General features: G+C 61.7%; 26 protein-coding genes and 1 tRNA gene. 17 read left to right on the top strand and 10 right to left on the bottom strand.

Features of this window, described 5'->3' with window-relative positions; genetic code table 11:
- Window positions 1-37: 37 nt before the first annotated feature.
- The 8 genes from eno (at window position 38) to ilvA (ending at window position 7,543) form a co-directional block, all read left to right on the top strand.
- Complete coding sequence (eno, locus tag RQ865_RS07805; protein WP_311478641.1) at window positions 38-1,321, top strand: phosphopyruvate hydratase; 1,284 nt, start codon at window positions 38-40, stop codon at window positions 1,319-1,321.
- A gap of 349 nt (window positions 1,322-1,670) precedes the next feature.
- Window positions 1,671-2,141, top strand: a complete 471-nt coding sequence (locus RQ865_RS07800; RefSeq protein ID WP_311478639.1) for a septum formation initiator family protein — start codon at window positions 1,671-1,673, stop codon at window positions 2,139-2,141.
- Window positions 2,142-2,212: 71 nt separating this feature from the next.
- Window positions 2,213-2,641: a DUF501 domain-containing protein gene (locus RQ865_RS07795; RefSeq protein WP_311478706.1), complete on the top strand. Its 429-nt coding sequence runs from the start codon at window positions 2,213-2,215 to the stop codon at window positions 2,639-2,641.
- A gap of 154 nt (window positions 2,642-2,795) precedes the next feature.
- Window positions 2,796-4,175 carry an FAD-dependent oxidoreductase gene (locus RQ865_RS07790; RefSeq protein WP_311478637.1) on the top strand — a complete coding sequence of 460 codons (1,380 nt, stop codon included), beginning with the start codon at window positions 2,796-2,798 and terminating at the stop codon, window positions 4,173-4,175.
- Between the two features lie 91 nt (window positions 4,176-4,266).
- Window positions 4,267-4,340, top strand: a tRNA-Leu gene (locus RQ865_RS07785).
- A 145-nt stretch (window positions 4,341-4,485) separates the two neighbouring features.
- Window positions 4,486-5,061, top strand: a complete 576-nt coding sequence (locus RQ865_RS07780) for a LemA family protein (RefSeq protein WP_311478635.1) — start codon at window positions 4,486-4,488, stop codon at window positions 5,059-5,061.
- On the top strand, window positions 5,061-6,290 hold the full coding sequence (locus RQ865_RS07775) for an AI-2E family transporter (RefSeq protein WP_311478633.1): 1,230 nt from the start codon (window positions 5,061-5,063) through the stop codon (window positions 6,288-6,290). Before RQ865_RS07780 ends, RQ865_RS07775 begins: the two co-directional genes overlap by 1 nt.
- Entirely contained in the window at window positions 6,287-7,543 is a 1,257-nt protein-coding gene (gene ilvA / locus RQ865_RS07770; protein ID WP_311478632.1) for a threonine ammonia-lyase, read from the top strand. The genes RQ865_RS07775 and ilvA overlap by 4 nt, the downstream gene beginning before the upstream one ends.
- Window positions 7,544-7,614: 71 nt before the next feature.
- Here ilvA and greA read toward each other — a convergent pair whose 3' ends face one another.
- Complete coding sequence (greA, locus tag RQ865_RS07765; protein ID WP_311478630.1) at window positions 7,615-8,103, bottom strand: transcription elongation factor GreA; 489 nt, start codon at window positions 8,101-8,103, stop codon at window positions 7,615-7,617.
- Between the two features lie 117 nt (window positions 8,104-8,220).
- Window positions 8,221-8,616: a DUF4307 domain-containing protein gene (locus RQ865_RS07760; protein WP_311478629.1), complete on the bottom strand. Its 396-nt coding sequence runs from the start codon at window positions 8,614-8,616 to the stop codon at window positions 8,221-8,223.
- Window positions 8,617-8,720: 104 nt separating this feature from the next.
- On the opposite strand from RQ865_RS07760, the gene mca reads away from it, so the two are divergent.
- Both mca and RQ865_RS07750 read left to right on the top strand, forming a co-directional pair.
- Window positions 8,721-9,620, top strand: coding sequence for a mycothiol conjugate amidase Mca (gene mca, locus RQ865_RS07755; protein ID WP_311478628.1), 900 nt, complete (start codon window positions 8,721-8,723; stop codon window positions 9,618-9,620).
- A complete protein-coding gene (locus RQ865_RS07750; protein WP_311478627.1) occupies window positions 9,620-9,943 on the top strand; it encodes a hypothetical protein in 324 nt (107 codons plus the stop codon). The genes mca and RQ865_RS07750 overlap by 1 nt, the downstream gene beginning before the upstream one ends.
- Here the strand turns inward: RQ865_RS07750 and RQ865_RS07745 are convergent.
- Window positions 9,927-10,640 carry a hemolysin III family protein gene (locus RQ865_RS07745; RefSeq protein ID WP_311478626.1) on the bottom strand — a complete coding sequence of 238 codons (714 nt, stop codon included), beginning with the start codon at window positions 10,638-10,640 and terminating at the stop codon, window positions 9,927-9,929. The two genes, RQ865_RS07750 and RQ865_RS07745, sit on opposite strands and share 17 nt — an antisense overlap.
- Window positions 10,641-10,704: 64 nt before the next feature.
- Here RQ865_RS07745 and RQ865_RS07740 point away from each other — a divergent pair, with 64 nt between their 5' ends.
- From RQ865_RS07740 to RQ865_RS07725, 4 genes are all read left to right on the top strand, one after another.
- Window positions 10,705-11,463, top strand: a complete 759-nt coding sequence (locus RQ865_RS07740; protein WP_311478704.1) for an isoprenyl transferase — start codon at window positions 10,705-10,707, stop codon at window positions 11,461-11,463.
- 320 nt (window positions 11,464-11,783) lie between these two features.
- The gene (locus RQ865_RS07735) at window positions 11,784-13,184 is read left to right on the top strand and encodes a PhoH family protein (RefSeq protein WP_311478625.1); all 1,401 of its coding nucleotides are present in this window, start codon (window positions 11,784-11,786) and stop codon (window positions 13,182-13,184) included.
- Window positions 13,185-13,256: 72 nt separating this feature from the next.
- Complete coding sequence (locus RQ865_RS07730) at window positions 13,257-13,739, top strand: A24 family peptidase (protein WP_311478624.1); 483 nt, start codon at window positions 13,257-13,259, stop codon at window positions 13,737-13,739.
- Between the two features lie 74 nt (window positions 13,740-13,813).
- Complete coding sequence (locus RQ865_RS07725) at window positions 13,814-15,220, top strand: class II fumarate hydratase (protein ID WP_311478623.1); 1,407 nt, start codon at window positions 13,814-13,816, stop codon at window positions 15,218-15,220.
- 99 nt (window positions 15,221-15,319) lie between these two features.
- Here RQ865_RS07725 and RQ865_RS07720 read toward each other — a convergent pair whose 3' ends face one another.
- From RQ865_RS07720 to xseA, 3 genes are read right to left on the bottom strand one after another with little or no spacing between them, the layout of a single operon-like run.
- The gene (locus RQ865_RS07720; RefSeq protein ID WP_311478622.1) at window positions 15,320-15,958 is read right to left on the bottom strand and encodes a DUF4245 family protein; all 639 of its coding nucleotides are present in this window, start codon (window positions 15,956-15,958) and stop codon (window positions 15,320-15,322) included.
- The gene (locus RQ865_RS07715) at window positions 15,955-16,215 is read right to left on the bottom strand and encodes an exodeoxyribonuclease VII small subunit (RefSeq protein ID WP_311478621.1); all 261 of its coding nucleotides are present in this window, start codon (window positions 16,213-16,215) and stop codon (window positions 15,955-15,957) included. The genes RQ865_RS07720 and RQ865_RS07715 overlap by 4 nt, the downstream gene beginning before the upstream one ends.
- 5 nt (window positions 16,216-16,220) lie before the next feature.
- Complete coding sequence (xseA, locus tag RQ865_RS07710) at window positions 16,221-17,429, bottom strand: exodeoxyribonuclease VII large subunit (RefSeq protein WP_311478620.1); 1,209 nt, start codon at window positions 17,427-17,429, stop codon at window positions 16,221-16,223.
- Window positions 17,430-17,518: 89 nt separating this feature from the next.
- On the opposite strand from xseA, the gene RQ865_RS07705 reads away from it, so the two are divergent.
- Window positions 17,519-18,586, top strand: coding sequence for a 4-hydroxy-3-methylbut-2-enyl diphosphate reductase (locus tag RQ865_RS07705; protein ID WP_399521815.1), 1,068 nt, complete (start codon window positions 17,519-17,521; stop codon window positions 18,584-18,586).
- A gap of 32 nt (window positions 18,587-18,618) precedes the next feature.
- Here the strand turns inward: RQ865_RS07705 and RQ865_RS07700 are convergent, their stop codons facing one another.
- Together RQ865_RS07700 and fbaA are read right to left on the bottom strand one after the other, a co-directional pair.
- Window positions 18,619-19,098, bottom strand: a complete 480-nt coding sequence (locus tag RQ865_RS07700; RefSeq protein WP_311478619.1) for a DUF6264 family protein — start codon at window positions 19,096-19,098, stop codon at window positions 18,619-18,621.
- Window positions 19,098-20,141 carry a class II fructose-bisphosphate aldolase gene (gene fbaA, locus RQ865_RS07695; protein WP_311478618.1) on the bottom strand — a complete coding sequence of 348 codons (1,044 nt, stop codon included), beginning with the start codon at window positions 20,139-20,141 and terminating at the stop codon, window positions 19,098-19,100. Before fbaA ends, RQ865_RS07700 begins: the two co-directional genes overlap by 1 nt.
- 197 nt (window positions 20,142-20,338) lie before the next feature.
- Here fbaA and glpX point away from each other — a divergent pair, with 197 nt between their 5' ends.
- A complete protein-coding gene (glpX, locus tag RQ865_RS07690; protein ID WP_311478700.1) occupies window positions 20,339-21,280 on the top strand; it encodes a class II fructose-bisphosphatase in 942 nt (313 codons plus the stop codon).
- A gap of 94 nt (window positions 21,281-21,374) precedes the next feature.
- Here glpX and RQ865_RS07685 read toward each other — a convergent pair whose 3' ends face one another.
- Together RQ865_RS07685 and RQ865_RS07680 are read right to left on the bottom strand one after the other, a co-directional pair.
- Complete coding sequence (locus tag RQ865_RS07685) at window positions 21,375-21,887, bottom strand: hypothetical protein (RefSeq protein ID WP_311478617.1); 513 nt, start codon at window positions 21,885-21,887, stop codon at window positions 21,375-21,377.
- Window positions 21,888-21,889: 2 nt separating this feature from the next.
- A complete protein-coding gene (locus RQ865_RS07680) occupies window positions 21,890-23,731 on the bottom strand; it encodes an AMP-dependent synthetase/ligase (RefSeq protein ID WP_311478616.1) in 1,842 nt (613 codons plus the stop codon).
- Between the two features lie 235 nt (window positions 23,732-23,966).
- Here RQ865_RS07680 and RQ865_RS07675 point away from each other — a divergent pair, with 235 nt between their 5' ends.
- Window positions 23,967-25,346, top strand: a complete 1,380-nt coding sequence (locus RQ865_RS07675; protein WP_311478615.1) for an MFS transporter — start codon at window positions 23,967-23,969, stop codon at window positions 25,344-25,346.
- The last annotated feature ends 309 nt before the right edge of the window (window positions 25,347-25,655 follow it).

Genomic DNA, 25,655 nt, shown 5'->3' with positions numbered 1-25,655 from the left:
GTGAGTGCAACTGGCACTACGACCTGAGGAGCTGCACGTGTCGTTCATCGTTGACGTTTTTGCCCGCGAAATTCTTGATTCACGAGGAAATCCGACCGTTGAGGTAGAGGTGACACTCGACGACGGTTCACGTGGCCGCGCTGCCGTGCCCTCGGGTGCCTCGACCGGCGCGTTCGAAGCCTACGAGCTGCGTGATGGTGACGCCAACCGTTACCTCGGGAAGGGCGTTGAGAAAGCCGTGCAGGGTGTGGTTGACGAGATCAACCCCGCGCTTGAGTTCTTCGACGCAACCGATCAGCGCACGGTCGACGCTGAGCTCATCGAACTCGATGGCACCAAAAATAAGGAACGTCTCGGCGCGAACGCACTGCTCGGTGTCAGCCTCGCCACCGCTAAAGCTGCAGCTGTTTCGGCTGGCCTGCCGCTTTTCCGCTACGTTGGCGGCGCCAACGCGCACGTTTTGCCGGTGCCGATGATGAACATCATCAACGGTGGCGCGCACGCCGACAACGGTGTTGACGTGCAGGAATTCATGATCCTGCCGATTGGTGCCAGCAGCTTTAAAGAGGCGCTGCAGTGGGGTGCCGAGGTTTACCACCAGCTCAAGAAGACCATCAAGAGCAAGGGTCTTTCGACCGGTCTCGGCGACGAGGGCGGCTTCGCTCCCGACGTGCCCTCAACCCGCGCGGCGCTCGACCTGATCGTTGAGGCGATCGGCGCAACTCGCTTCAAGCTCGGCACCGACATTGCGCTGGGTCTCGACGTGGCCTCGACCGAGTTCTTCAAGGACGGCGTCTACCACTTCGAAGGCGAAGAGCTCACTGCTGAGCAGATGACCGCGTTCTATGAGCAGCTCATCGTCGACTACCCGATCGTCAGCATTGAAGACCCGCTGGCTGAAGAAGACTGGGACGGCTATGTTGCGCTCACCCAGAAGATCGGTGACAAGGTGCAGCTCGTGGGCGATGACCTGTTTGTCACCAACCCCGAGCGCCTGCAGCGCGGCCTCGAACTCGGTGTTGCCAACTCGATCTTGGTCAAGGTGAACCAGATCGGCACCCTTACCGAAACGCTCGACGCTGTGTCGCTGGCGCACCTACACCAGTACACCGCGATCCTCTCACACCGCTCGGGTGAGACCGAAGACACCACGATCGCTCACCTTGCGGTGGCCACCAACTGCGGTCAGATCAAGACCGGTGCCCCGGCCCGCACCGACCGCGTTGCCAAATACAACGAGCTGCTTCGCATTGAAGAAGAGCTCGGCGATCAGGCTAGCTACGCGGGCGCCCACGCCTTCCCGCGTTTTACAGCCAAGTAGTTTCGCACTTCACAGCCTGGGCCCGGCACCAATTTTCGGTGCCGGGCCCAGCTGCGTTTCTGCCCTGCTCTGTCTGGCCACCCCGTCCGCACCCAGCCTCTAACCGCCTCGCTTGTTCTGCACCCGCTCGCTCTGCGCCGGCTTCCCAAAAAACCAACTTTGGTCAAATGCTGGTTGATGTGCCGATGTATGCGTACCGGCAGGTATGTGACCAAAGTTGGTGCGGAGGCTGAGTGAGGGAGGACAGTGGCGGGTAGCGGCGGCGAAGAGGGGATGGCCGGATAAACGGATGGAGCGGTATCGGCGATGCGGAGACAGGCTTCCAAGATGATCAACGACAATGGAAACCATGACTGACCGGCACCAACACGCCACCGCTTCCACGAAGCGGCGATCGACGCGTCGTCCGGGTGTCGGCTCACTCATTATTCTTGCCGCCGTGGTGGTAGGTGTCGGGCTGGTCACTCCGACCATTAACCAGTTGATTGAGCAGCAGGTGCGCATCTCCCAACTGCGCCAAGACATCGACGAAGCAAACCAACAAACTAACGCACTGCGCACTGAGCAGCGCCGCTGGAGCGACCCGGCCTACATCCGATCACAGGCGCGAGGGCGTCTATTATTCGTGAACCCTGGAGACACCAGCTACACCGTGATCGACGCCGGCAAGCAGGCGGCCGTGCGGGTGCCGGTCGAAGTGTCGGTTGAACAGCACACCACCACCACCGACTCGAACGCGCTCTACCTCGATTCGCTCATCCGTGCCGCCAAAGCTGATGAGCAACCAAAACCCGATCAGCCCAAGCAGGAGCAACCGTGACCGCATCTGCCCACTACACCCCGGCAACCGAGCGCGATCTCGAAGTGCTCGAACAGCAGCTCGGCCGCCCAATGCGCGGTGTGCTTGGTATCGGCGCTCGCTGCGTGTGTGGCAACCCGGTGGTGGTGGTCACAGCGCCGCGCCTGGAAGATGGGACGCCGTTCCCTACCCTGTACTACCTGTCGCATCCAGCCGCAACTGCCGAGATGTCGCGTCTTGAAGTGGCACATTTGATGGTGCAGATGCAGGATGCACTGGCGGCAGACGAGCAGCTGCGGTCTGCCTACCAGCGCGCGCACGAACAGTATCTGCGTGAGCGAGAATCGGTGGCGCACGTTGCTGAGATCGCCAACATCACCGCGGGCGGGATGCCCACGCGTGTGAAGTGTCTGCATGCACTGGCAGCTCACGCGCTGGCAGCTGGTCCCGGGGTGAACCCAATGGGTGATTGGGCGTTGCGCGAATCGCGCTGGAGCATCGAACGCTGTCAGTGCGCCTAGCCGCGAACTGTTGTGGGTTGCTGCGCGCCGCGACCGCGGAGTTTTAGCATCCGCGCATCCCAGCTACATCCAGGTGCCGTGATGTTGCAGGTCTACAATCGGCAGTGACAGTCCAGCTGTGTCCAGTTCATCATCTCAGCGAAAGAGGTTCGGCGTGACGAAGATTCTGATCATCGGCGGCGGTTATGCAGGATTCACCACTGCTCGTCAGCTCGAAAAGAAACTCAACCCTGGTGAAGCGCAGGTCACCCTGGTCGACCCGCTGCCGTACATGACGTACCAGCCTTTTTTGCCCGAGGTTGCTAGCGGCTCGATCGAGCCTCGTCACGCAGTGGTTTCGCACCGCCGGCATCTCAAGCGCACTCGCGTGATCACCGCTGAGGTCACCAAAGTCGACCACGCCAGCAAAACCGCGACGATCAAGCCGGCCGATGGTGATGAGTACACGCTCGGCTACGACATCGTCGTGATGACTGCGGGGGCTGTGAGCCGCACCTTCCCGATTCCCGGTATCGCTGAAAATGCTGTCGGTCTCAAGCAGGTTGAAGAGGCGGTGTGGGTGCGTGACACCATGATCGACAATTTCAACCGGGCGTCGACCATGGCTCCAGGCCCCGAGCGCTCGCGCCTGCTCACCTTTGTTGTTGTGGGTGGCGGTTTTGCCGGTATTGAGGCTTTCGCCGAGATGCGTTCGCTCGCGACCGCACTGCTGGCCGACTACCCGTCGTTGCAGTTTGATGATGTACAGTTCCACCTCATTGAGGCGGCCGGTCGTATTATGCCTGAGGTTGCCGAAGAAACCGCGCTCAGCGTGATCAAGAACCTCGCCGAACGCGGCGCCACGGTGCACCTGAACACCCAGTGCACGTCGGCAGTTGACGGTGTTGTTGAAACCTCGAATGGTGACAAGTTCCCCACCGACGTCATTGTGTGGACCGCCGGTCAGATGGCCAACCCGCTCGCCAAGGGCTTCACCGACCTGCCCGTGAACGAACGCGGCAATGTGCGGGTGCGCGCCGATCTTCGTGTTGAGGGCGATGACGGCATCGTGCAGGATGCGTGGGCAGCCGGTGACGTTGCCGCGGTGCCCGATCTGTCGGGCGGCGGAGTTGCCGGATACTGCGTGCCGAACGCTCAACACGCGGTGCGGCAGGCCAAGGTGCTCGCCGGCAACCTTGTGGCGACACTGCGTGGGGACGCACCCACCGATTACTACCACGAGAACATGGGCGCCGTTGCTGGTCTCGGCCTTGGTTTCGGTGCCTTCCAGTCGGGTAAGCGTGGCATGACCGGTTTTATTGCGTGGCTCATGCACCGCGGCTACCACGGCATGGCGATTCCCACCTACGAACGCAAGGCGCGCGTGTTCAGCAACTGGTGCAGCCAGACAGTGTGGGGCCGCGACTTCGTGTCGCTGTCGAAGGTGCGCGAACCGAAGCACTTCTTTGAGCGCTTCGCCGCACGTCCGAAGCCCGCTGCGAAGAAGCCGGCCGCTAAGAAGCCAGCTGCGGCCGCGAAGCAGGCTGATTCGTAACCTTCAAGTTGCGAATTGGACGCGCCGCCGTACCCTTAATAGGGTGCGGCGGCGCCGCCGTTGCACCGCCAGTGTTGGCCGGCGGTGACATCCCCTGGTAGCCCAATTGGCAGAGGCAGGCGACTTAAAATCGCCAAAGTGCGGGTTCGAACCCCGCCCGGGGGACTACTCAACACCGACCGAGTTCGGCTTGTTTCGACATCGAACCCGAGCGTTCTGCGAGCTGGCGAGGCATCCGGGGCACCGCAACGGCGGTCATGGTGAGTAACGCCCGCTGCGGCGGCAAACTGCGCTCGCTAGAATTCGGGTCATGGATAACCTTGGCTGGCTCATTCCCGTGATCATTGTTGCGGTCATTGTGATTGCCGTCGCGGTGTGGTTCTTCATCACCCGCAAACATCTGCAGACAGCGACCGCACGGGTGGATGCGAGCTGGAATGACGTCGCCGACCAACTCAAACGGCGCAATGACCTGATTCCCAACCTGGTCGCTGCGGTGCGTGAATTCGCCGGCCCGCAACAGCAGGTGTATGCCGAGCTTGAAGGCGCGAGCCGCGATGCGGTAGCCAGTGCCGGCCCCAAGGAAGCCGCCTCGGCTGAGAACCGTTTCCAGGGTGCGCTGCGCAGTCTGTTCGGGCTGGTTTCGGGTTACCCACAGCTCACGAACCAACCAAACTTCCTCCAGCTCAAAGCCGACCTGGTACAGACCGAAGACAAGATTCAGGCCGCTCGGCGCAGCTACAACAGCACCGTGCGCGGCTATAACCGCCAGATCACCCGGTTCCCCAACAATCTTGTTGCCGGTAGCGCCCGCGCCGCGGAGCGCGCGATCTACGAAGTAACGGATCGCGCCGCCATCTCGGAGCCACCGCGGGTTCAGTTCTAATGGCTGACAACAGGAAAGCCGGTGGCGAAACTGTCATCGAAGAACGTGTGGTCGATACGCGCCTGCCCGAAGATCGCGAGTATGTGACCAAGCCGGTACGGGTGGCCGCGGCCTGGGCATGGCGGCTGATTGTTATTGTCTTGGCCGCCATCCCGATCGGGTGGCTGCTTGTCAAGGGCAGTATCGTGGTGATCCCGCTGCTGGTAGCGATCTTGCTCACCGCACTCATCACCCCAATCGCGAACTACTTCCGCGACCGGTTGCGCTGGCCGGCATGGATTGCCATCTTGATTGCACTGCTGGCGCTGCTGGCCGGGCTATCGGCGCTCATTGCACTGGTGGTGGTTGCCTTCCGCAGCGGTCAGCAATTCGATATTGAGAGCATCCAGCGCCGCGGCCAAGAGCTGCTCAAACTGCTCGAAGACAGCCCACTGCACATCACCACCGATCACCTGCAGCAGTGGTACGGCGAGGCCACCAACTGGGTGAAACAAAACGCGGCCTCGCTCGTGCAGGGAACACTCGCGGCAAGTTCCACCGCCGCTTCGGTGGTCACCGGTGCCACGGTCGCCCTGTTTGCCATCGTCTTTTATCTGGCGGATGGTCGGCGAATTTGGCTGTTCATCGTCTCGTTCTTGCCGGTGGGTGCCCGGGCCGCGGTCGACGGTGCGGGGGAGCGCGCCTGGATTTCTACCGGTCACTATGTTCGGGTGCAAGTGGTTGTAGCGTTCATCGATGCGGTTGGTGTTTTTCTTGGCGCGATCATTCTCCAGGTGCCCTACGCGCTCGCCATCGGCATCATCGTGTTTATCGCCGCGTTCGTCCCGCTCGTGGGTGCGGTGGCATCGGGCGCGGTGGCTGTGCTCATCGCGCTCATCGCAAACGGGTTTTGGAATGCGGTCATCATGCTCGCGATTGTCATCGCGGTGATGGCGATCGAAGCGAATGTGTTGCAGCCGCTCATCATGGGGCAAGCTGTCGAGCTCCATCCGCTTGCCGTGCTGGTGTCGGTGAGTGCCGGGTCGATTTTTGCTGGTATTGCCGGGGCGGTGTTCGCGGTGCCGACGGTCGCAGCGATACGTACGATGGTGAAATACATTCAATCGGGCAAGTGGCGAGGCGATCCCGACCCCACCATTGGTCTGTCAGACGACAGCGACTCGCTGGGCGGTAGAGTTCCCAGCCGCCCGCCGCTGACCCTCCGCGTTAGAAAGAAGTTACGCGCATGACCACCGAACTTGACCTCACATTCGAGCCCACTCTGGAGCGAATCGAGCAGGCTCGTGAGGCCGTGCAGCGCACCACGCGCGTCACGCCGATGGAGTCGGCGAAATTCCTGCGCAAATATGTCGGCTCGCCGGTGTTCCTTAAATGCGAGAACATGCAGCGCACCGGTTCATACAAGCTTCGCGGTGCGACCTATCGGCTCTCGCAGCTTTCAGAAGAAGAGCGGGCCCGCGGTGTGGTTGCCGCATCCGCCGGTAACCACGCTCAGGGCGTCGCGTTCGCAGCCGCCGAGCTTGGTATCCCCGCCACCATCTACATGCCGATCGGAGTGCCCATTCCGAAGCTGGAAGCCACTCGAAACTACGGCGCCGATGTGGTGTTGCAGGGGTATAACGTGGCCGATTCGCTCGCGGGTGCAAAAGAGTTTGCCGAACGCACCGGAGCCACTTTTATTCATCCCTACGATCACCCCGACATCATCACCGGCCAGGCAACTCTCGGTCTTGACATTCTCGAACAGACTCCGGATGTTAACACCGTGATTGTGCCGATCGGTGGCGGCGGACTCGCCTCGGGGGTGGCGTCGCTGCTGAAGCTCAAGGCGGCCGAACTCGGGCGTGATATTCGCGTGATTGGCGTACAGGCGGAAGGCTCGGCACCCTTCCGGCCGTCAATTGCCGCGGGGCATCCCATCAAAGTTGCGGGGCGGCCGACCATTGCCGACGGTATCGCGGTCAACGAACCCGGTCAGATCACTTTCGAACTGGTGCGTAAACATGTCGATGAAATCGTCGAGGTATCGGATGCAGATATCTCGCGGGCGATTCTGCTGCTGCTTGAGCGCGCAAAGCTTGTGGTCGAGCCTGCCGGTGCCACGGGGGTTGCGGCGATGCTCGCCGGCAAGATTCACGATAGCGGCAAGACCGTTTCGGTGCTTTCGGGTGGCAATATCGATCCGATGATGCTCGAAAAGGTTATTGCGCAGGGCCTCACAGCATCCGACCGGTACATGCACATCATCATCGGGCTGCACGATGTGCCGGGGCACCTTGCACGCATCTCGACAATCCTCGCCGATATCAACGCGAACGTGATCGAGGTGCTGCACACCCGTCACAACAAGGGGCTGCAGATCACGCAGGTTGAACTGGAGATCTCGGTGGAAACTCGCGGTACCGAGCATGCGGCGCTCGTGCTCGACTCGTTGCGGGCCGCGGGGTATGAACCTCGTGTCGACCGTTACGCCACGGTATAATCGCGGCACGTAGCGAATCGGCCCCGAACACCACAGTGGTGCGCGGGGCCGATTTGTGCGGTATCGAGTAACTAGCCGCGGAAAGTTTCGACGTCGATGATTTCAACGGGAATATCGCGACCGTTCGGTGCGAGGTAGCTGGTTGACTCGCCGATTTTCAGGCCCTCGACGGCGGCACCGATTGGGCTATCGGGCGAAAACACCCGCAGATCGGTTTGCGCTTCGAGTTCGGCATCGGCATACAAGAACTTCTGTTCGCGGCCGGCTATTGTGGCGCGAACAACGGTGCCAAGTTCGACAACTCCGGCAGCCTCGGGGGCTTCTGAAACCACGGCGGTTTTCAGCATGGCTTCGATTTCAACAATGCGGGCCTCGATGCGGCCCTGCTCTTCACGGGCAGCGTGGTAGCCGGCGTTTTCTTTCAGGTCGCCGTCTTCCCGCGCCTCTTGGATTTCCTTTGCTATATTGCGTCGACCAGTGGTCGAAAGTTCGTCAAGTTCGGCACGAAGACGGTCATACGCGGCTTGGGTGAGCCAGGTCGACTCGTTCTGCTGCGACATGTGGTCTCCTTTTGGATAAAAATGAACCCCGACCTCGTGTCGGGGCAGCTTCTCTATATTAGCGCATCCAATAAAAAGCAGATAAGAGCAGATTCATTTGGATGCGAGCCGGTTCGGTTAGTGCTGGATGACCCAACACTCCTGCACCTGCGCAACATCTGCCGGTTGGGTGGTGCGCAGCTTCACCTCGATCACCTGGTGAGCCTGCTCATTCGGCGCCAATTCGATCACTTTCCACCCCACAACGGTGCCCGTAGTATTGTGCGCTTCAACCGCACAGGCGAGCGGCGTGCCGGGGTGCACCGACACGCGCGCCTGCAGCGTGATCGAGGTGGGGGAGGTGACCTCGAAGCGCGCGGTTTGGGTTTCGACAGTGGCGCTGGCCGAAAACGCCGTCAACGCCCAAAACCCCACCACACCGACGAGCATGGCCAGCGCCGCCACCCACACCCAGTGTGTCGAGTTGAGCGTCATGCGGCGACTTGTGCCGTAACGTTCGTCGAGTTCGCTCACGGTGCTCCTGGCTGGCGGATAGGCTTAGTCGTTGAATTACCAGCCTAGTCTGTTCGGCTACTTTGCAGTGTTCGACGGACTGGATTCGAGACAGGAGCAGGGAAGTGACCCATCGGCTGCTGGCAGTGCACGCCCACCCCGACGATGAATCGAGTAAGGGGGCTGGAACGTACGCAATGTACGAAGATCGCGGGGCCGAGGTCATGATTGTTAGCTGTACCGGTGGTGAAGCCGGTGACATCCTCAACACCGCAGTTCCGGCCCGGGCGCACGCTCAGCGCGATCTGCCGGGGCTGCGTCGCGTTGAGATGGCTGAGGCGCAACGCATCCTCGATATCGAACACCGCTGGCTGGGGTATCGCGATTCGGGAATGCCCGATGACGGCAAGGTGGCTGCCGACAGTTTTGCCGTCATTCCAATTGAGATTTCGGTGCGTCCACTGGTGCGATTGATTCGCGAGTTTCGTCCGCATGTCATGGTCACCTATGACGAAAATGGTGGCTATCCCCATCCCGACCACATCCGTACCCACGAAGTTTCGATGCGTGCCTGGGAACTCTCGGGTGATGAGGAGTACCGCCCCGAGCTGGGGCCAGCATGGAGCATCCAGAAGCTTTACTACGACCGCACCATGAACTCCAACCGCTATCAGTCGCTGCTGCACGAGCTGAAGAAGCACAGTGAGCACGAGCACCTGGCCGATCGGATGGAGGCCATGGTCACCCGGGTGCTCGAACGCGAGCAGGAGCGGCAGGGTCGCATCGGTGCGCGCATCAATGTTGCTGATTATTTGCAGCGGCGGGATGCGGCACTGCGTTCGCATTCGAGCCAGGTCGCGCCGAACGACGCGTTCTTTTTCGGCTATCCTCGCGACCTGGAGGCAGTTGCCTACCCGTTCGAAGACTATGAGTTGGTGATGTCGCGTGTGGCTGCCCCCGGCGGCGATCCGGCCGCACTCGAAACGGATCTGTTTGCGGGCATCATTGATGAGGGAGCTTGGTAATGAATCAACTGGCGCTGTGGGTTGTGCGGGCGAGTATTGACGAACCGCTGCCCACGCCGACCGATCCCGCTTTTAACCCTGCCGACGTGACACCCGGGCCGATCGGGTTTATTTTTACCGCGGTGTTCATGGTGGCGATCGGACTGCTGGTGATGTCGATGATGACGAAGATGTCACGAGTGAACGCCCGCTACCAGGTGCGTGAAGAACTCGAACGCGAAGAAGCCGCGCGTCAAGCGTCTGAACGCGACGCTGCCGGCGATATTGACGGCGTAGGCTCCGGAGAGCCCGGTGATTCCGGTGACGCTAGGCAACCGGGTTGAGCACGATCAGCAAGATCGCAACCCAGTGGCACGCCCACGCCACGACCGTATGGGCGTGGAAGATTTCGTGAAAACCGAAGTAGCGCGGCCAGGGATTGGGACGCTTAATCGCGTAAAACACCGCACCGATGGTGTACACCACACCGCCCACGGCAACCAGCACCATCATGGCGATGGATGCTGCAAGTAGATCACCGAGATACATCACAGCGAGCCAACCGGTGGCGATATAGAGGGCCACGTACAGCCAGCGGGGTGCGGTGATCCACAACACATTGAAGGTGATGCCGGCGGTCGCGGCGCCCCACACCAGCCAGAACAGCAGCCAGCCCTTCTGTGGTGGTAGGCCTAGAAGCGCAATGGGGGTGTAGGTGCCGGCGATCAGCAAGAAAATATTGGCGTGGTCGATGCGGCGCAGCACCGCTTTGGTGCGTGGTTTCCAGGCGACCCGGTGATACAGCGCCGACATTCCGAACAACACTACCGATGAGGCGGTGTAGACGGTGAGCGCGAACACCTGCCGGGCGTTATCGGCAAACACGAGCAGCAAACCGCCAAGCACTGCGGCAACCACCGCCGTCCAGGTGTGCAGTGTGCCGCGCAGCCGCGGGGGAATGAGCGCCGCGGGGGCCGGGGAAGATTCGGTGGGCTGCTGGGCGGAAAGATTTACCGGGGTGTCCGGCTTCGTGGCTGCCATACACACACCCTACGCCGTGCACTAGATTAACGGTGTGAGAGTTCGTGTGCCGGTTGCCTCTGCAATGCTGTACCGCCTGTATACGCGCCGTCTGTGGCGAGCGCTCGACCGCACGAGTGCGCGGCCGCAACACGTGGCCATGATCATTGACGGTAACCGGCGTTGGGCACGGCTTGCCGGGCATGAGGATGCGGCCGCCGGGCACCGTGCCGGGGCGGCCAAAATGATCGAGTTTCTCAGCTGGTGTGACCGTGCGCGGCTGGGCACGGTCACCCTCTACCTGCTTTCGCGCGACAACCTCACCAACCGTGACAGCCGCGAACTTGGCGAACTGCAGCAGATCATCGCCCGGCTCGCTGACGCCATCGCCGCGAACGACCGCTGGCGGGTACAGCATGTGGGCTCCTGTGAGGGGCTCGACTCAGAACTTGCTGCCACCCTGAAACGGGTGCAGGAACAGACCGCTGACAGGAAGGCGAGCCTGCACGTGAATCTGGCGGTTGGGTACGGCGGTCGCAGCGAAATTGTGGATGCGATGCGTTCGATCGTCAGTGAACATGCCGACGCGGGTGGGTCGGTTGCCGAACTCGCAGATATTCTCACCCCGGAGCTGATTGGCGAGCATCTCTACACCGGGGGACAGCCCGACCCAGACCTGCTGATTCGTACCTCGGGTGAACAGCGGCTCAGCGACTTCATGCTGTGGCAGGCGGCGCATTCGGAGTTTTACTTTGTGGAAGCGCTCGGGCCAGATCTGCGCGAGGTCGACTTCTTGCGCGCCCTGCGCGACTTCGCCACCCGACAGCGGCGCTACGGTAAATAGCGATTGTTGCCGACACGCCCGCGGCGGCGTGTCGAGTTTTCGGTAGGTGCGTGCCGATGATTCTTGTCACATTCGTCACAGCCGCATCACCAGCAACAGCGAAAATGAACTTCGGGTAACCGCCAGGAAACGACTGCGCGCAAAAGCACCCGGGATGCTCAAACATCCACCTGAGAGCAGGTACCTTGGCCGCATCAGGGGACATTCCTGATCGAAACGGCCACATAAGTTCGTTTCGACATCGCAACCGGTTTCGATACCGCAACTCAGTGGCCGATTCGCAACACCGACGAGCACGAGCTCGGCGAGGAGATGACGCCGTGACCACCGCGACCCCCACCATCGACCGCGGCAATAAAACCGCCGTATCCAGCAACCCGGGGGAACATCCCACCACCCCCACCGATACAGCAACCCCGGTGCGCACCTATGTGCTCGACACTTCGGTGTTGCTGAGCGACCCGCGAGCAATCTTCCACTTCGCTGAGCACGAGGTTGTCATCCCGATCGTTGTGATCACCGAGCTTGAAAAGAAACGCTCCGACCCCGAAATCGGCTACTTCGCACGCCAGGCACTGCGACTACTCGACCGATTCCGCATCGAACACGGCCGTCTCGACTTCCCGATGCCGGTGGGGGATGAGGGCGGTACGCTGCGGGTCGAACTCAACCACTCCAACCAGCAGGTGCTGCCAAGCGGGATGCAACTGGGCGATAACGACTCACGCATCCTGGCGGTCGCTGCCAACCTGCAACACGACGGCCTCAAAGTGACCGTCGTCTCAAAAGACCTCCCGATGCGAGTGAAGGCATCGGCCATCGGCATCGCCGCCGACGAATACCGCCACGAACTCGCCCACGACACCGGATACACCGGGCTCACCCAAATCGAACTCGGTAGCGAAGCAATCAACGAACTGTATGAACACGAAGAAATCGCTTGCGATGAGGTAGCCGACCAGCCGGTCAACACCTCACTGGTGATCGCTTCCGAACGTGGCTCAGCGCTTGGGCGAGTGGTGCGTGGCGCCGACGGTGAGCGGTGCGTGCGCCTCGTGCGTGGCGACCGCGACGTGTTTGGCGTGCACGGCCGCTCAGCCGAGCAGCGTCTAGCTATCGACCTGCTGCTCGACCCCTCGGTGGGAATCGTCTCACTCGGTGGACGTGCCGGAACCGGTAAATCAGCACTCGCGCTCGCGGCCGGGCTCGAGGCTGTGCTCGAACGCGGACTGCACCGCAAAATCATGGTGTTCCGACCGCTATTCGCAGTGGGTGGCCAAGAGCTCGGGTTCTTGCCAGGTGACCAAGACGAAAAAATGAACCCGTGGGGGCAGGCCGTCTACGACGCGCTCTCGTCGATCGTTTCCGACAACGTCATCGACGAGGTGCTCGACCGCGGCATCCTCGAAATCCTGCCGCTCACCCACATCCGCGGCCGCTCACTGCACGACGCCTTCGTGATCGTTGATGAAGCTCAATCGCTCGAGCGCAATGTGCTACTGACCATGCTGTCGCGCGTGGGGCAGAATTCGCGCGTGGTGCTCACCCACGATGTTGCGCAGCGCGACAACCTGCGTGTGGGACGCCACGACGGTATCGCCTCGGTCATAGAAACACTCAAGGGACAACCGCTGTTCGGACACATCACGCTCACTCGGTCTGAACGCAGCGCCATCGCGGGGCTGGTAACCGATCTGCTTGAGGGCTACGAGATCTACTAGCGCTCACCAGCACCGGCCGCACCCCTGTGGATAACCGCAACGGATGCGGCCGGTTGCCGTTAGGGTGCCGCCGTGGACGAAACCCAAGTGCAGCTCGCCGCTGCCTGCGCGATCGCCCTGTGGGCGGCCGGCGTAACCCCTGCCCTGGTGCAGCACGATCTGCGTGAGTTTCGACTGCCGAATCGACTCACCATGCCGGGGTGGTGGGTAGCGGCCGCGGCGCTCGCGGTGGTGACGCCGCTCACGGGGCGGTTCCCGGTTGAAGCTGCCCTCCCGGCGCTCATACTGCTGGTGGTGCTCGTGGCGGTGGCCCTCACCGGCGGGCTCGGAATGGGTGACGTGAAGCTCGTGCTGCCGCTGGCGGTCGGGTTGCTGCTGGTGCATCCGCGATCGGCGCTGATAGCCGCGATACTGGCGGTGTGTAGTGGCGCGGTAGTCGCGATCGTCACCGCAATTCAACAGCGCAGTCTGCGAGCCCACATCCCCTTCGGGCCACCGATTCTATTGGGCTATTGGACAAGTTATGTCTGGGGCGTCACGGGCATCCTGCCGTAGGGATGCACTCGGGAATCTATCGGCCGGGCAGCGTAGAATTGAAAGACCGAATCCCAGATCCGAAAGGGGACAGCGTGGTCGAGAACAACGACACTGACTACCGTATCGAGCACGACACTATGGGCGAGGTGCGCGTTCCAAAAAACGCCCTCTACGCCGCGCAGACGCAGCGTGCGGTTGAAAACTTCCCGATCTCGGGCCAGGTGCTGGAAGACCGCCAGATCATCGCCCTTGCCCAGGTCAAGCGCGCCGCCGCGATCGTGAACGCAAAGCTCGGCATCCTCGACGAGGGCCGCTCGAAGGCAATCATCGCCGCTGCCGAACAGATCATCGAGGGCCGCCACCTAGACCAGTTCCCGATCGACATCTACCAGACCGGTTCGGGTACCTCGTCGAACATGAACACGAACGAGGTGCTCGCGAAGCTCGCCACCGACATCTTCGAAGACCAGGTGCACCCCAACGACCACGTCAACGCCTCGCAGTCATCGAACGACGTGTTCCCAACTTCGGTGCACATTGCGGTCACTGGCGCGTTGATCGAAGACCTTGTGCCCGCTCTCGAGTACCTGGCGGAGGCTCTCGAAGAGAAAGCCGAGCTGTGGAAGGACGCCGTTAAGGCTGGCCGCACGCACTTGATGGACGCCACCCCGGTCACGCTCGGTCAGGAGTTTGCCGGTTACGCCCGCCAGATTCGTCTGGGCATCGACCGCGTCAACGCCACTATCGAGCGTGTTGCCGAGGTACCGCTGGGCGGTACCGCAGTGGGCACCGGGATCAACACCCCCAAGGGCTTCTCAGAGCAGGTGATCGCCGAGCTCGCCGCCAACACCGGTCTGCCGCTGCACGAAGCTGCCGACCACTTTGAGGCACAGAGCGCGCGCGACGGCCTGGTTGAGGCATCGGGTGCACTGCGCACTATCGCGGTTTCGCTCACCAAGATCAATAACGACCTGCGCTGGATGGGTTCGGGCCCGAACACCGGTCTTGGCGAGCTGCACATCCCCGACCTGCAGCCCGGCTCGTCGATCATGCCCGGTAAGGTCAACCCGGTTGTTCCCGAGGCAGTGCTGATGGTGTGCTCGCGCGTGATTGGTAACGACGCCGGTATCGCGGTTGCCGGTGCTTCGGGCTCGTTCGAGCTGAACGTGCAGATTCCGTTCATGGGCACCGCACTGCTCGAATCGATCCGACTGCTCGGCAACGCCTCCAAGGTGCTCGCTCATAAGACCATCAAGGGTCTCGAGGCGAACCTTGAACACGCCCGCGAACTGGCCGAGTCATCGCCTTCGATCGTTACCCCGCTCAACCGCGTGATCGGTTACGAAGCGTCTGCGAAGATCGCGAAGTACGCCGTTGCCAACAAGCTCACCGTGCGCCAGGCCGTGATCGACCTGGGCTACGTTGAGCGCGGCGAGATCACCGAAGAGGTGCTCGACGAGAAGCTTGACGTGCTCAAGATGACCTCACCGAACCTCTAAGCAAATAGGAAACGAATTGTGGCCCGGAAGCTTCCTTCCGGGCCACAACCGTTCATGGGTACCGTTTGGTAGCGGTCTCACCTCAAGCTGCTGGTTGGGCTAACTGTCGGCAGCGATCCGCTCGGCCAGCAGCCGCACCTGCTCGGGTTCGTGCGAGCCGTACAGCACGAACAGCGAGCCATCCACCTCACCGATCAGCGAGTAGCGGGTGTTGCCGGCATTTTCAGGAGTCAGGTGAGTGGCATCAAACTCTCGCCACTGCACGCCACCGATCGTGATCTCGCCGGTCTGATTGCGGCCCGCGAGCTTCTGCAGTGCCCAGGTGTCGTTGGCATTGAGCCCCTGGCTCATACCCACAAACCCGGTGGACTGGTCGCCGTCGTAGATGACAAACCCGGTGTACCACTCAGTAACCTTGTCGGCACCGGTGCGGATCTCGGCGGCATTGGAACGCCAGGAATCGGGCACCTCGGGGGTGGCCAGCTGCTGTGTGAAGCCGGGCTGTGCCTCAGTCGCCACTGCGCGGTAGTCGACATCAAACACGCGCGGTGAGTCACTGCGCGGCACGATCAGCACCATCACCAGCACCGCCAGCCCACACACCAGCAGCGAGGCCAGCAAATTGCGCACCGTCTGCCGAGAACGGTGCAACCGTGACGCTTCAGCCTTGCGCTCAGCGGTTTCTGCCGGAGTCTCAGGGCGACCCAGGTCGGCGCGAATCGGACGCTTGTCGCTCACTTGGTCTGCTCGGTTTCGTCGCTTGCTCGCTCAGCCTCACTACGAGCCAGTTCGAGCCGCTCGCGGGCGCCCTTGAGCCAGTGTTCGCATCGGCTCGCGAGCTGCTCACCGCGCTCCCACAGGCTCAGCGATGTGGCCAGCGGCAGCGAGCCCTGCTCGAGCTTCTGAACCACAACGATGAGCTCGTCGCGGGCCTGCTCGAAACTCATATCAGCTACGGGGATCGATTCGGGCACTTCGGCTGATTGGTCGGTCATACTGGTCATTCTACGGTTGCCTCGATTCGTCCATCGGTTACGCGGATGCTCAGCGCATCCCCAGCGCGAACCTGGTCGGTATTGGTAACAATTACTGACTCATCACCGCGCTGTCGCTCAACGATGGCGTAACCACGCCGCAGCGTCCCCTCGGGAGACAGCGCTGAAAGCCTCTGGGTGAGCGCGGCAAGATCGCGTTCGGCAGAATCGACCTGGCGGCGCACGAGTTCTTCACCACGGGCCGCGAGCCGCATGAGTTCTTCACCGTGTCGATCGACAATCCATGACGGTTCGGCCAGCACTGGCCGCGAGCGCAGCGCGGCGAGCTGCCGGGTTTCGTTGACTACCTGCTCGGTAACTCGGCGACGCAGTCGGGCGCGCAGCTGCGTCACCAGGTCGAGCTGCTCGGCAGTGTCAGGAACTACCCGCTTGGCAGCATCGGTGGGGGTGGATGCGCGCAAATCGGCTACCTCGTCGAGCAACGGCCGGTCGTTTTCGTGACCGATCGCGCTGACAATTGGTGTGCTTGCCGCAGCCGCAGCCCGCACTAGCGTCTCATCACTGAATGGCAGCAGGTGCATGAAATCGCCGCCACCACGAGCAATGATGATCACGTCAACCTCGGGGTCAGCGTCGAGCGTTTCGAGCGCTGTGATCACCTGCTCGGCCGTGCCCTCACCCTGCACGCGGGTGTGGATGGTGCGGAATTGCACGGCGGGCCAGCGCAGTTCGGCGTTCCGGCGCACGTCTTTTTCGGCGTCCGAATCTTTCCCAGTGATCAGGCCGATGCACTGGGGGAGGAAGGGCAGGGGCTGTTTACGCTCGGTGGCAAATAGCCCCTCGGCGGCGAGTTGTTCGGCGAGCTTGCGCAGCTGTTCGAGCAGGTTACCCAAACCGGCGTGGCGCATATTCATCACTTGCAACGACAGCGTGCCGCCCTTGACCCAAAAATCAATCTTGCCGAACACCATCACGCGGTCGCCCTGTTGGAACTGTTCGGTGAGTTTTGCGAGCGTTGAGCGCCAAACCACCAGCGAAAGTGACACATCCTCGTTGAGGTCGCGAAGCTTGGCGTAGGCATGACCGCCGCGAACTTGGAAACTCGTGAGTTCACCCTCAACCCACACTGTGCCGAGCTTGTCGAGCCAGCCTTTGATGCCTGCCGACACCTCGTGCACCTGCATTGGCTGGTCGGCCGTGGGTTGCGTGGTCACCGTGGTTCTCCGTTCTGATTGTGGGGATGCGGGTCAGCTGCTGGCGGACACCCGCCTGAAAGTCGACGGGTCACCGTACACTGGGAGGCGTGAGTGAATCGGTTACTGCCCTGCCCACGCCGCGAATCCCGCGGCCAGCTGTCGTGCTCGAAGACCGGCCGGTTGCCGGATCGAAACGGGTATTGCTTGCCGCACCACGAGGATACTGTGCCGGTGTCGACCGCGCGGTAGTGGCTGTGGAAAAAGCTCTCGAGGTGTACGGTGCGCCGGTGTATGTGCGCAAACAGATCGTGCACAACCGGCACGTTGTGTCAGAGCTTGAAAAGCGCGGCGCAATTTTTGTGGATGAGGTTGACGAGGTGCCCGAGGGTGCCAACCTCGTGTTTTCAGCGCACGGTGTCTCACCCATGGTGAAGGCGGCTGCGGCTGAACGCGAACTCAACACTATCGATGCCACCTGCCCGCTGGTGACCAAGGTGCACCGCGAGGCAACCCGGTTTGCGAAACAAGACCGCGAGATTCTGCTGATCGGGCACGACGGTCACGAAGAGGTTGAGGGAACGGCCGGTCACGGCGGCGACAAGGTCACTGTGGTGAACAACGTTGCCGAAGCCAAGACCGTCACCGTCGATAACCCCGATAACGTTGTGTGGTTGTCGCAGACCACGCTATCGGTCGACGAAACCTACGAGATCGTTGGTGTGTTGCGTGAGCGTTTCCCGGCGCTGCAAGATCCGCCCAGCGATGACATTTGTTACGCCACGCAGAACCGCCAGGTGGCGATTAAGAAGGTGGCCGCCGAATCTGAGCTGGTAATTGTGGTGGGGTCGGCAAACTCCTCCAACTCGGTTCGCCTCGTGGAGGTTGCACTGCAGCACGGTGCCCGCGCCGCCTACCGCATCGACTACGCGAACGAAATCAAACAAGAGTGGCTGGATGATGTGGCCACGGTCGGGGTGACTTCGGGAGCATCAGTACCCGAGGTGCTGGTGCAAGAAGTTGTGGCAGCGCTCGGCACGGCCGGCTACCGCGATGTTGCCGAGGTTGAAACCGCTACCGAAGACCTGATGTTCTCGCTGCCGAAAGAACTGCGCGTCCAACTGGGTGGCGATCAGCAGCGTGGCGGACACGGCCAGGGCGTGCGCGACAAGAATTAGCTTGCGGTTTGCGCGCGCCCGAGTCGGCACTGCTATGGTGCGGGGGTTGCAGCCGGTGGGAAACCCTGCTGCAGCATGGCGTCAATGAGCCCGGGATGCGAGAAGATTGCTGATGCCATCAGCACCGTGCTGATAGTCCAGGCCACTAGCGCCCCCATTAGTGCGAACCAGGCCGAGAACTTCTTGGCGCGCCAGCGTCGCACCGCGAAATACAGCCAGATGGCGTAGTTAAGTGGGTGCAGGATGATGCCTGCCCACTCGATTGCGGCCAGGCCTTCGGGGCGCACATAGCCGCCAAGGCCGTACTGCTCGTAAAAATCTGCAATGGTCATCACCAACACCCGCTCGGTGCTCGCGAGCATCATGTTGACGGTCGCAAATATCCCGATAACGAACAGTGTGATGCCGTAAATCCGGTCGATACGCAGCAGCTGTTCGCGTCGACCGTCAACGGGTGAGGGGCCCGAGCCATTCGGCCGAGACCCCTCACCGTGGTTGCCAGGGTGCGTCATTAGACAGTCAGCGAATTGCCGTACGAACCAAGCTGCTGGGTGGCTTCCACCACGCGAGCAGCCATCGCCGACTCGGCCTTCTTACCCCACGAACGCGGGTCGTAAACCTTCTTGTTGCCGACTTCGCCGTCGATCTTCAGGAAACCGTCGTAGTTCTTGAGCACCGAGTCGGCCACCGAACGCGAGTAGGCGTACTGCGTGTCGGTGTCGATGTTCATCTTCACTACCCCGTTCGCAACCGCAGTGGCGATCTCTTCGGCGCTCGAACCCGAACCACCGTGGAACACGAGATCGAGCGGCTTCGGGCCGGTGCCGTATTTCTCTTGCAAGCCAGCCTGAATCTCGGCCAGCAGTTCGGGGCGCAGCTTCACATTGCCGGGCTTATACACGCCGTGCACATTACCGAAGGTGAGCGCAGCCATGTACCGACCCTGTTCGCCGAGGCCGAGCGCCTCAACGGTGGCGATCGCATCATCGAGATCGGTATAGAGCTTGTCGTTGATCTCGGCGGCAACCCCGTCTTCCTCACCACCCACAACACCGATCTCAACCTCGAGGATCTGACCGTTGTTCTTCAAGCGGGGAAGCAGCTGCTTGGCAATCTCGAGGTTTTCATCGAGCGGCACTGCCGAACCATCCCACATGTGCGACTGAAAAATCGGCTCACCGCCGCCCTTCACCGCCTCTTCACTGGCCTCGATCAGCGGCAGCACAAAGTCGTCAAGCGCGTTTTTGGGGCAGTGGTCGGTGTGCAGCGCGACGGTGATCGGATAGTTCTTGGCCACCTCGTGCGCAAACGCGGCCATGGCGAGCGCACCGGATGCACGAGCGGTGCGGGTTTGGCCGGCGAAGTAGTCGGCACCGCCGGTGGTTACCTGGATAATGCCGTCAGAGCCAGCCTCGGTGAGACCCTGCAGCACCGAGTTAATGGTTTGTGAGCTCGACACGTTGATTGCTGGGAACGCGTAGCCGCGCTCCTTAGCACGGTCGAGCATTTCGGCGTACTGGTCGGGGGTTGCGATTGGCATTGCGACTCCTTGCAAATAGCTGATGCGTGTAGGCGGTGCGAGACCTTCGCCACCGGCAGTCTATCTGCCGCTGTTCACGGAAAACCGAATCCTGCACAGTAGGCTGGGACTACGAGTTTTGCACAACGAAAAAGGGGTAAAAAGTGACCGAACAAATTGGCACCACTGACCACGGGGCCGAGCTGATTTCTCACCCCGACCGCAACCTGGCAATGGAGCTGGTGCGCGCAACTGAAGCCGCCGCTATCCGGGCTGTGCCGTGGATCGGTCGTGGAAACAAGAACGCCGCCGACGGTGCCGCCGTAGACGCCATGCGGAAGTTTCTCGCAACCGTCGATTTCCAGGGCGAGGTTGTGATCGGTGAGGGCGAAAAAGACGAGGCACCGATGCTGTTCAATGGCGAGATCGTCGGTAACGGCACCGGCCCACTGTGCGATATCGCTGTCGATCCGATCGATGGCACCAGCCTCACCGCCGCTGGCCGCCCGAACGCGCTCTCGGTGATTGCCGTCGCCGACCGCGGCTCGATGTATAACCCCAAAGACGTCTTCTACATGGACAAGATCGTGACCGGAAGCGCCGGACACGGTGTCATCGACCTCGAACGCCCTATCGGCGACAACATTCGCGCACTGGCCAAAGCGCTCGACAAAGAGCTCGTCGATATGAAGATCGCCGTGCTTGACCGCCCCCGCCACGAGCAGCTCATCACTGACATCCGCGAGGCGGGTGCTGGCACCGAACTCATGCTCGACGGTGACGTGGCCGGCGGCATCGTGGCGGCGCTCGAAACCGGCCGCATCGATATGTGTGTCGGCACCGGTGGTACGCCCGAGGGCGTGATCACCGCCTGCGCCATCAAGGCACTCGGCGGTGTGATGCAGGGACGCCTGCACCCACGCAACGACGAAGAGCGTCAAAAGGCAATCGATGCCGGGCACGACCTTGGCCGCGTGCTCACCCAGGACGACCTCGTCACCACCGACAACACCTTCTTCGTGTGCACCGGGGTTACCGACGGCATGCTCGTGAAAGGTGTTGACCGCGAACGCAACGCCATCACCACCGACTCGGTCGTGCTGCGCTCGCATTCGGGCACCTTCCGTCGAGTGACCGCGACGCACCGCGTCGACAAATGGTTGAGCGAAGACTGATACTTGGTCGTTGAAAGCGGGCCGTCTGCCAGAATTATCCGGCAGACGGCCCGATCGCATTTGCGCAGAATATCGGTGCGGGCATCGGATGCCATCAGAAGCGCGAGTGCAATAGCAGGTCAATCCGAGAGTCGAGATACTCCGACAGCGGCTGTGCCGAAGCCGCGGGCGCAGCGGGCGACCAGATCACCATCGGCGCCCCGTCGCGAACCAACACCGGAGCGCTCATCTCGGTCAACTCGGCGGCAACAATCGGTACCGCGTCCCAGTGCACCGTTTCACCCTCCCGAAACCCGCCACGAATCGCCGCGTGCCGCAGCTGATCGCGTTCACGAGCCGACTCGGACGGGTAATTGATATGCGGTTTCGGAACGTGTGCACGCAGCGTGTGCGTGGCGGCCAACAGCTCGCCATCAACAGATACGAGCAACCGGCCAACGATCCAGGCGCTGCCGTCCCGCACAATTCGAGGCGGACGATTCACGAGCAACCGGCGCCGCGCGGGCACAAAGTGGCCCAGCGCATCCGGCAAAACCCCGGCCGCCATCAGCCGAGCCGCCGCATCCCGAGCCGCCCATGCAAGCAGAGCCGCCGTATCGGAAGCCACCGCTACTCGCCGTACAGCTCGCGCATCTCGTCGGCAAAATGTTCGAGCACCACGCGGCGAATCAGCTTCGTCGAAGCCGAAACCTCACCGCGCTGCTCGTCAAACTCGCGGTGAACAATCACAAACTTACGAATCGACTCGGCGCGCGAAACCTTCTCGTTCGCCAGCTCAATCGCGCGTTCAATAGATGCACGCACCGCCGCATTCTGGCTCGCCTCAGCGATCGACAGCGAACTGTCTTCGCCGTGGTTGCGCAGCCAGCTGGCAAGCATCTGCTGATCGAGCGCCACCAGCGCGCCAATAAACGGTTTACCCTCACCAACAACCATGACCTCACCGATCAGCGGATGCGAACGCAACGCACCCTCAAGCACCGCCGGCTGCACATTCTTACCACCGGCGGTGACGATGATTTCCTTACTGCGGCCCGAAATTTTCAGGTAGCCGTCGGCATCAATCGACCCCAGATCACCCGTGCGATACCAGCCATCCTCGGTGAACGCGGCCGCGGTCGCCTCGGCATTATTGCGGTAACCCTTGAACACACCCGTGCCCTTGACCTGCACCTCACCCGCATCCGAAATCCGCAGGCTGGTGCCGGGATAGGGGGCACCAACCGTGCCAATCTTGATTTTTCCGGGACGGTTCACCGAAGCCGGAGCGGTCGTCTCGGTCGCCCCATAGCCCTCCATCACCGTGACACCAATGCCGCGGAAGAAATGACCGTGACGAGTTGCCAGCGCGGCACCACCCGAAATCGCGACCTCCAGCGCGCCACCCATCGCGGCACGCAGCTGGTTAAACACGAGCCGGTTCGCCACCCGCAGCCGCCAGCGCTGCTTCAACGACGGGCCGGATGCTGTGTCAAGCGCCATCGAATACGTCTGCGCAACCCGCGCGGCCCAACGGAAAATTCGCAGCTTCAGCCCCGAGCCCGCACGAGCATCCGCCGCGTTGTACACCTTTTCGAACACACGCGGCACCGCAATCAACCACGTCGGTTTGAACTCCTGCAGATCTTCCACCAGCCGCGAAGTTGACGGGGCATAGCCCATAACCGAACCCGAATGCACGCAGAGCATCTGAGCGAAGCGGCCATATGAGTGCGATTGCGGCAGAAACAGCAGCGTGCGCTTCTGTACACCGTTCTCATCCGGAGTCACCACGTGACGCAAACCGGGATCGGCGACACCGTGATAGCAGTGGGCGAGCAGGTTACCGTGCGTCAGCTCGGCGCCCTTGGGGCGGCCCGTTGTGCCCGAGGTGTAACAAACCGTGGCCACAGTGTCGTAGCGAATCGATGCCGCACGTTCAGCGAGCTGCGCATCCGAAATATTTGCCTCCCGGCCAGCCTCGCTCAACTGCGCAAGTGCACCGTCTGCATCCGAATCGGCATCGATCACCAGAATCTTCTCGAGGCAGGTCGACTCCAATAGCGGCTCCATGAGCTGCGCCTGCTCGCGGCTCTCAACAATGAGGAAGCGCACCTGCGAATCGCTCACCATCCACTCCACCTGGTCGCGCGACGAAGTGTGGTAAACGGGAACGACCAGCCCGGCGATCTTCAGCGTGGCGAAGTCGATCACCGTCCACTCATATCGAGTGGGAGCCATGATGCCCACCGCATCGCCAGGTTTGATGCCCATCGCCACGAGCCCCTTCGCAACCGCATCCACACTGGCCACAAACTCGTCAACGGTCACCGGAACAAACGCGGTGCCGTCGCGGCGCTCAGCGAGAATTGAATCGCCGCCGCGATCAACTCGTTCTTGCAACATGGTGAGCAGCGTGTGTTGCTCGGTCAGGTTGGCCAGGCCCTTGGTGTGGGTCATCGTTGTCGACATAGATCTGGTGCTCCGGGTGAGAGGGGCAGGAAATCGGCCGCAGTTGTGGCCAAAGGTTGATATTACGGGCAGTCGAGGCGACTCGGATGCACGATATCTACAAAGTTGGTCATTTCCAATCTCATGTCAAGCCCGCTCAGGTAGCTTCATCAATTTTTGGAACGTGCCGGTAAGGGGTAGCTTTAATCCTCAAAACACGCCGGCACCGAGCGTGAAAGTGATTCAAAGGGGAGCAATGACGACCGCCTCAACTAGCGACTCGCAGTACGCGCCATCGCGCACCGACCGGCTCGACCGGCTCACATTCAACCGAGAACACGGCAAACTGCTGGTTGGTTCTGGGGTCGGGTGGGCGCTCGACGCCATGGATGTGGGGCTGCTCTCGTTCGTTATCGCGGCGCTGCTCAAACAGGGCTTCGCCACCGACGACCAGGCGAGCTGGCTCGCATCCATCGGTTTTCTCGGCATGGCCATCGGTGCCACGCTCGGCGGCCGGCTCGCCGACCGGTTCGGTCGGCGACAGACCTTCGCGCTCACCCTCGTCGTGTTTGGTATCGCAACCGGCGCCTCGGCACTCGCGCCGACGATCACGGCGCTCATGGTGCTGCGCTTTTTCATCGGCCTGGGGCTCGGCGCCGAACTGCCCGTCGCTTCGACACTGGTTTCAGAGTTTTCACCCACCAGAATTCGCGGCCGGATGGTCGTGTGGCTCGAGGCGTTCTGGGCACTGGGGTGGATTCTTGCGGCGCTCGTGGGTGCCTATGTGGTGCCCACCAGCGAGGACGGCTGGCGCTGGGCACTTGCCATCGGCATGATCCCTGCTGCCTACGCGATTGTGGTGCGCTGGGGGCTGCCAGAATCGGTGCGGTTCCTCGAATCGCGTGGGCGGTTTGATGAAGCCGAAGCAGCGGTGCGCGAGTTCGAACGCTACGCCGGAACCACTCCGGCGGCAGAACTCATCGCACAGGCCGACCGCGAACGCGACCAGCGCCTCGCCGCCGAAGCGGCGGCACAGACGCACAAACACGGCGAGTCGATTTGGTCGCCGCAGCTGCGGCGACGCACCGTCGGACTGTGGACGATCTGGTTCTGCATCAATTTCAGCTATTACGGGGCATTCCTGTGGATCCCGAATCTGCTCGTTGAGGCGGGTTTTGAGCTGGCGAAGTCATTCGAGTTCACGCTCATCATTACGCTCGCACAGCTGCCCGGCTATGCGGTGGCGGCCTGGCTGATTGAAGTGTGGGGACGCCGCACGACACTCGCGACATTTCTCGCCGGTTCGATGGTTTCGGCCGCATTCTTTGGGCTCGCCAATACCGACGCACAGATCATCATCGCGGGCTGTCTGTTGTCGTTTTTCAACCTCGGCGCCTGGGGTGCGCTCTACGCGATTGGGCCCGAGCTCTATCCGACAAATATTCGCGGTACCGGCACCGGCGCTGCGGCCGGATTTGGGCGCATCGCCTCAATTCTCGCGCCCATCGTGGCACTCAACCTGACGAGATCGGGCGGAGTGGTGCTGACCTTTGCCGTGTTCGCGGTCGCTTTCGGTATTGCCGCGTTCGCAGCGTTTTTGCTGCCGGAGCAGCGCGGTAAAGAACTCGCCGACTAGCGCGGCAGCGGCGGGTTTGGGAAGGGGCGCGGCACCCCCACACCCGCCGCGCCCTTATTCCGCATCTGCGCTGTGCCGCCCGGCACCACTGGCCATTTGCCCGCGCCCGCGCCGCCCGGCACCATCCATCTCGCCACCACCAACTTTGGTCAAATGCGGGCCGGTGTGCAGATATATGCGTAGCGACACACATATGGCCAAAGTTGGTGAGGACGCGGGGCGGCGCGCGCGGGGCGTAGGGTGGATGCATGTCTGACCTGACTTGGACCTCTCTTAGTGTGTTTTGAATGCCCTGAGGATTTCGCCGAC

Source organism: uncultured Gulosibacter sp., from assembly GCF_963509965.1.
Taxonomy (GTDB): domain Bacteria; phylum Actinomycetota; class Actinomycetes; order Actinomycetales; family Microbacteriaceae; genus Gulosibacter.
The sequence above is the reverse complement of the archived record's forward strand: the minus strand, read 5'-3'. Positions and strand labels throughout refer to the sequence as shown.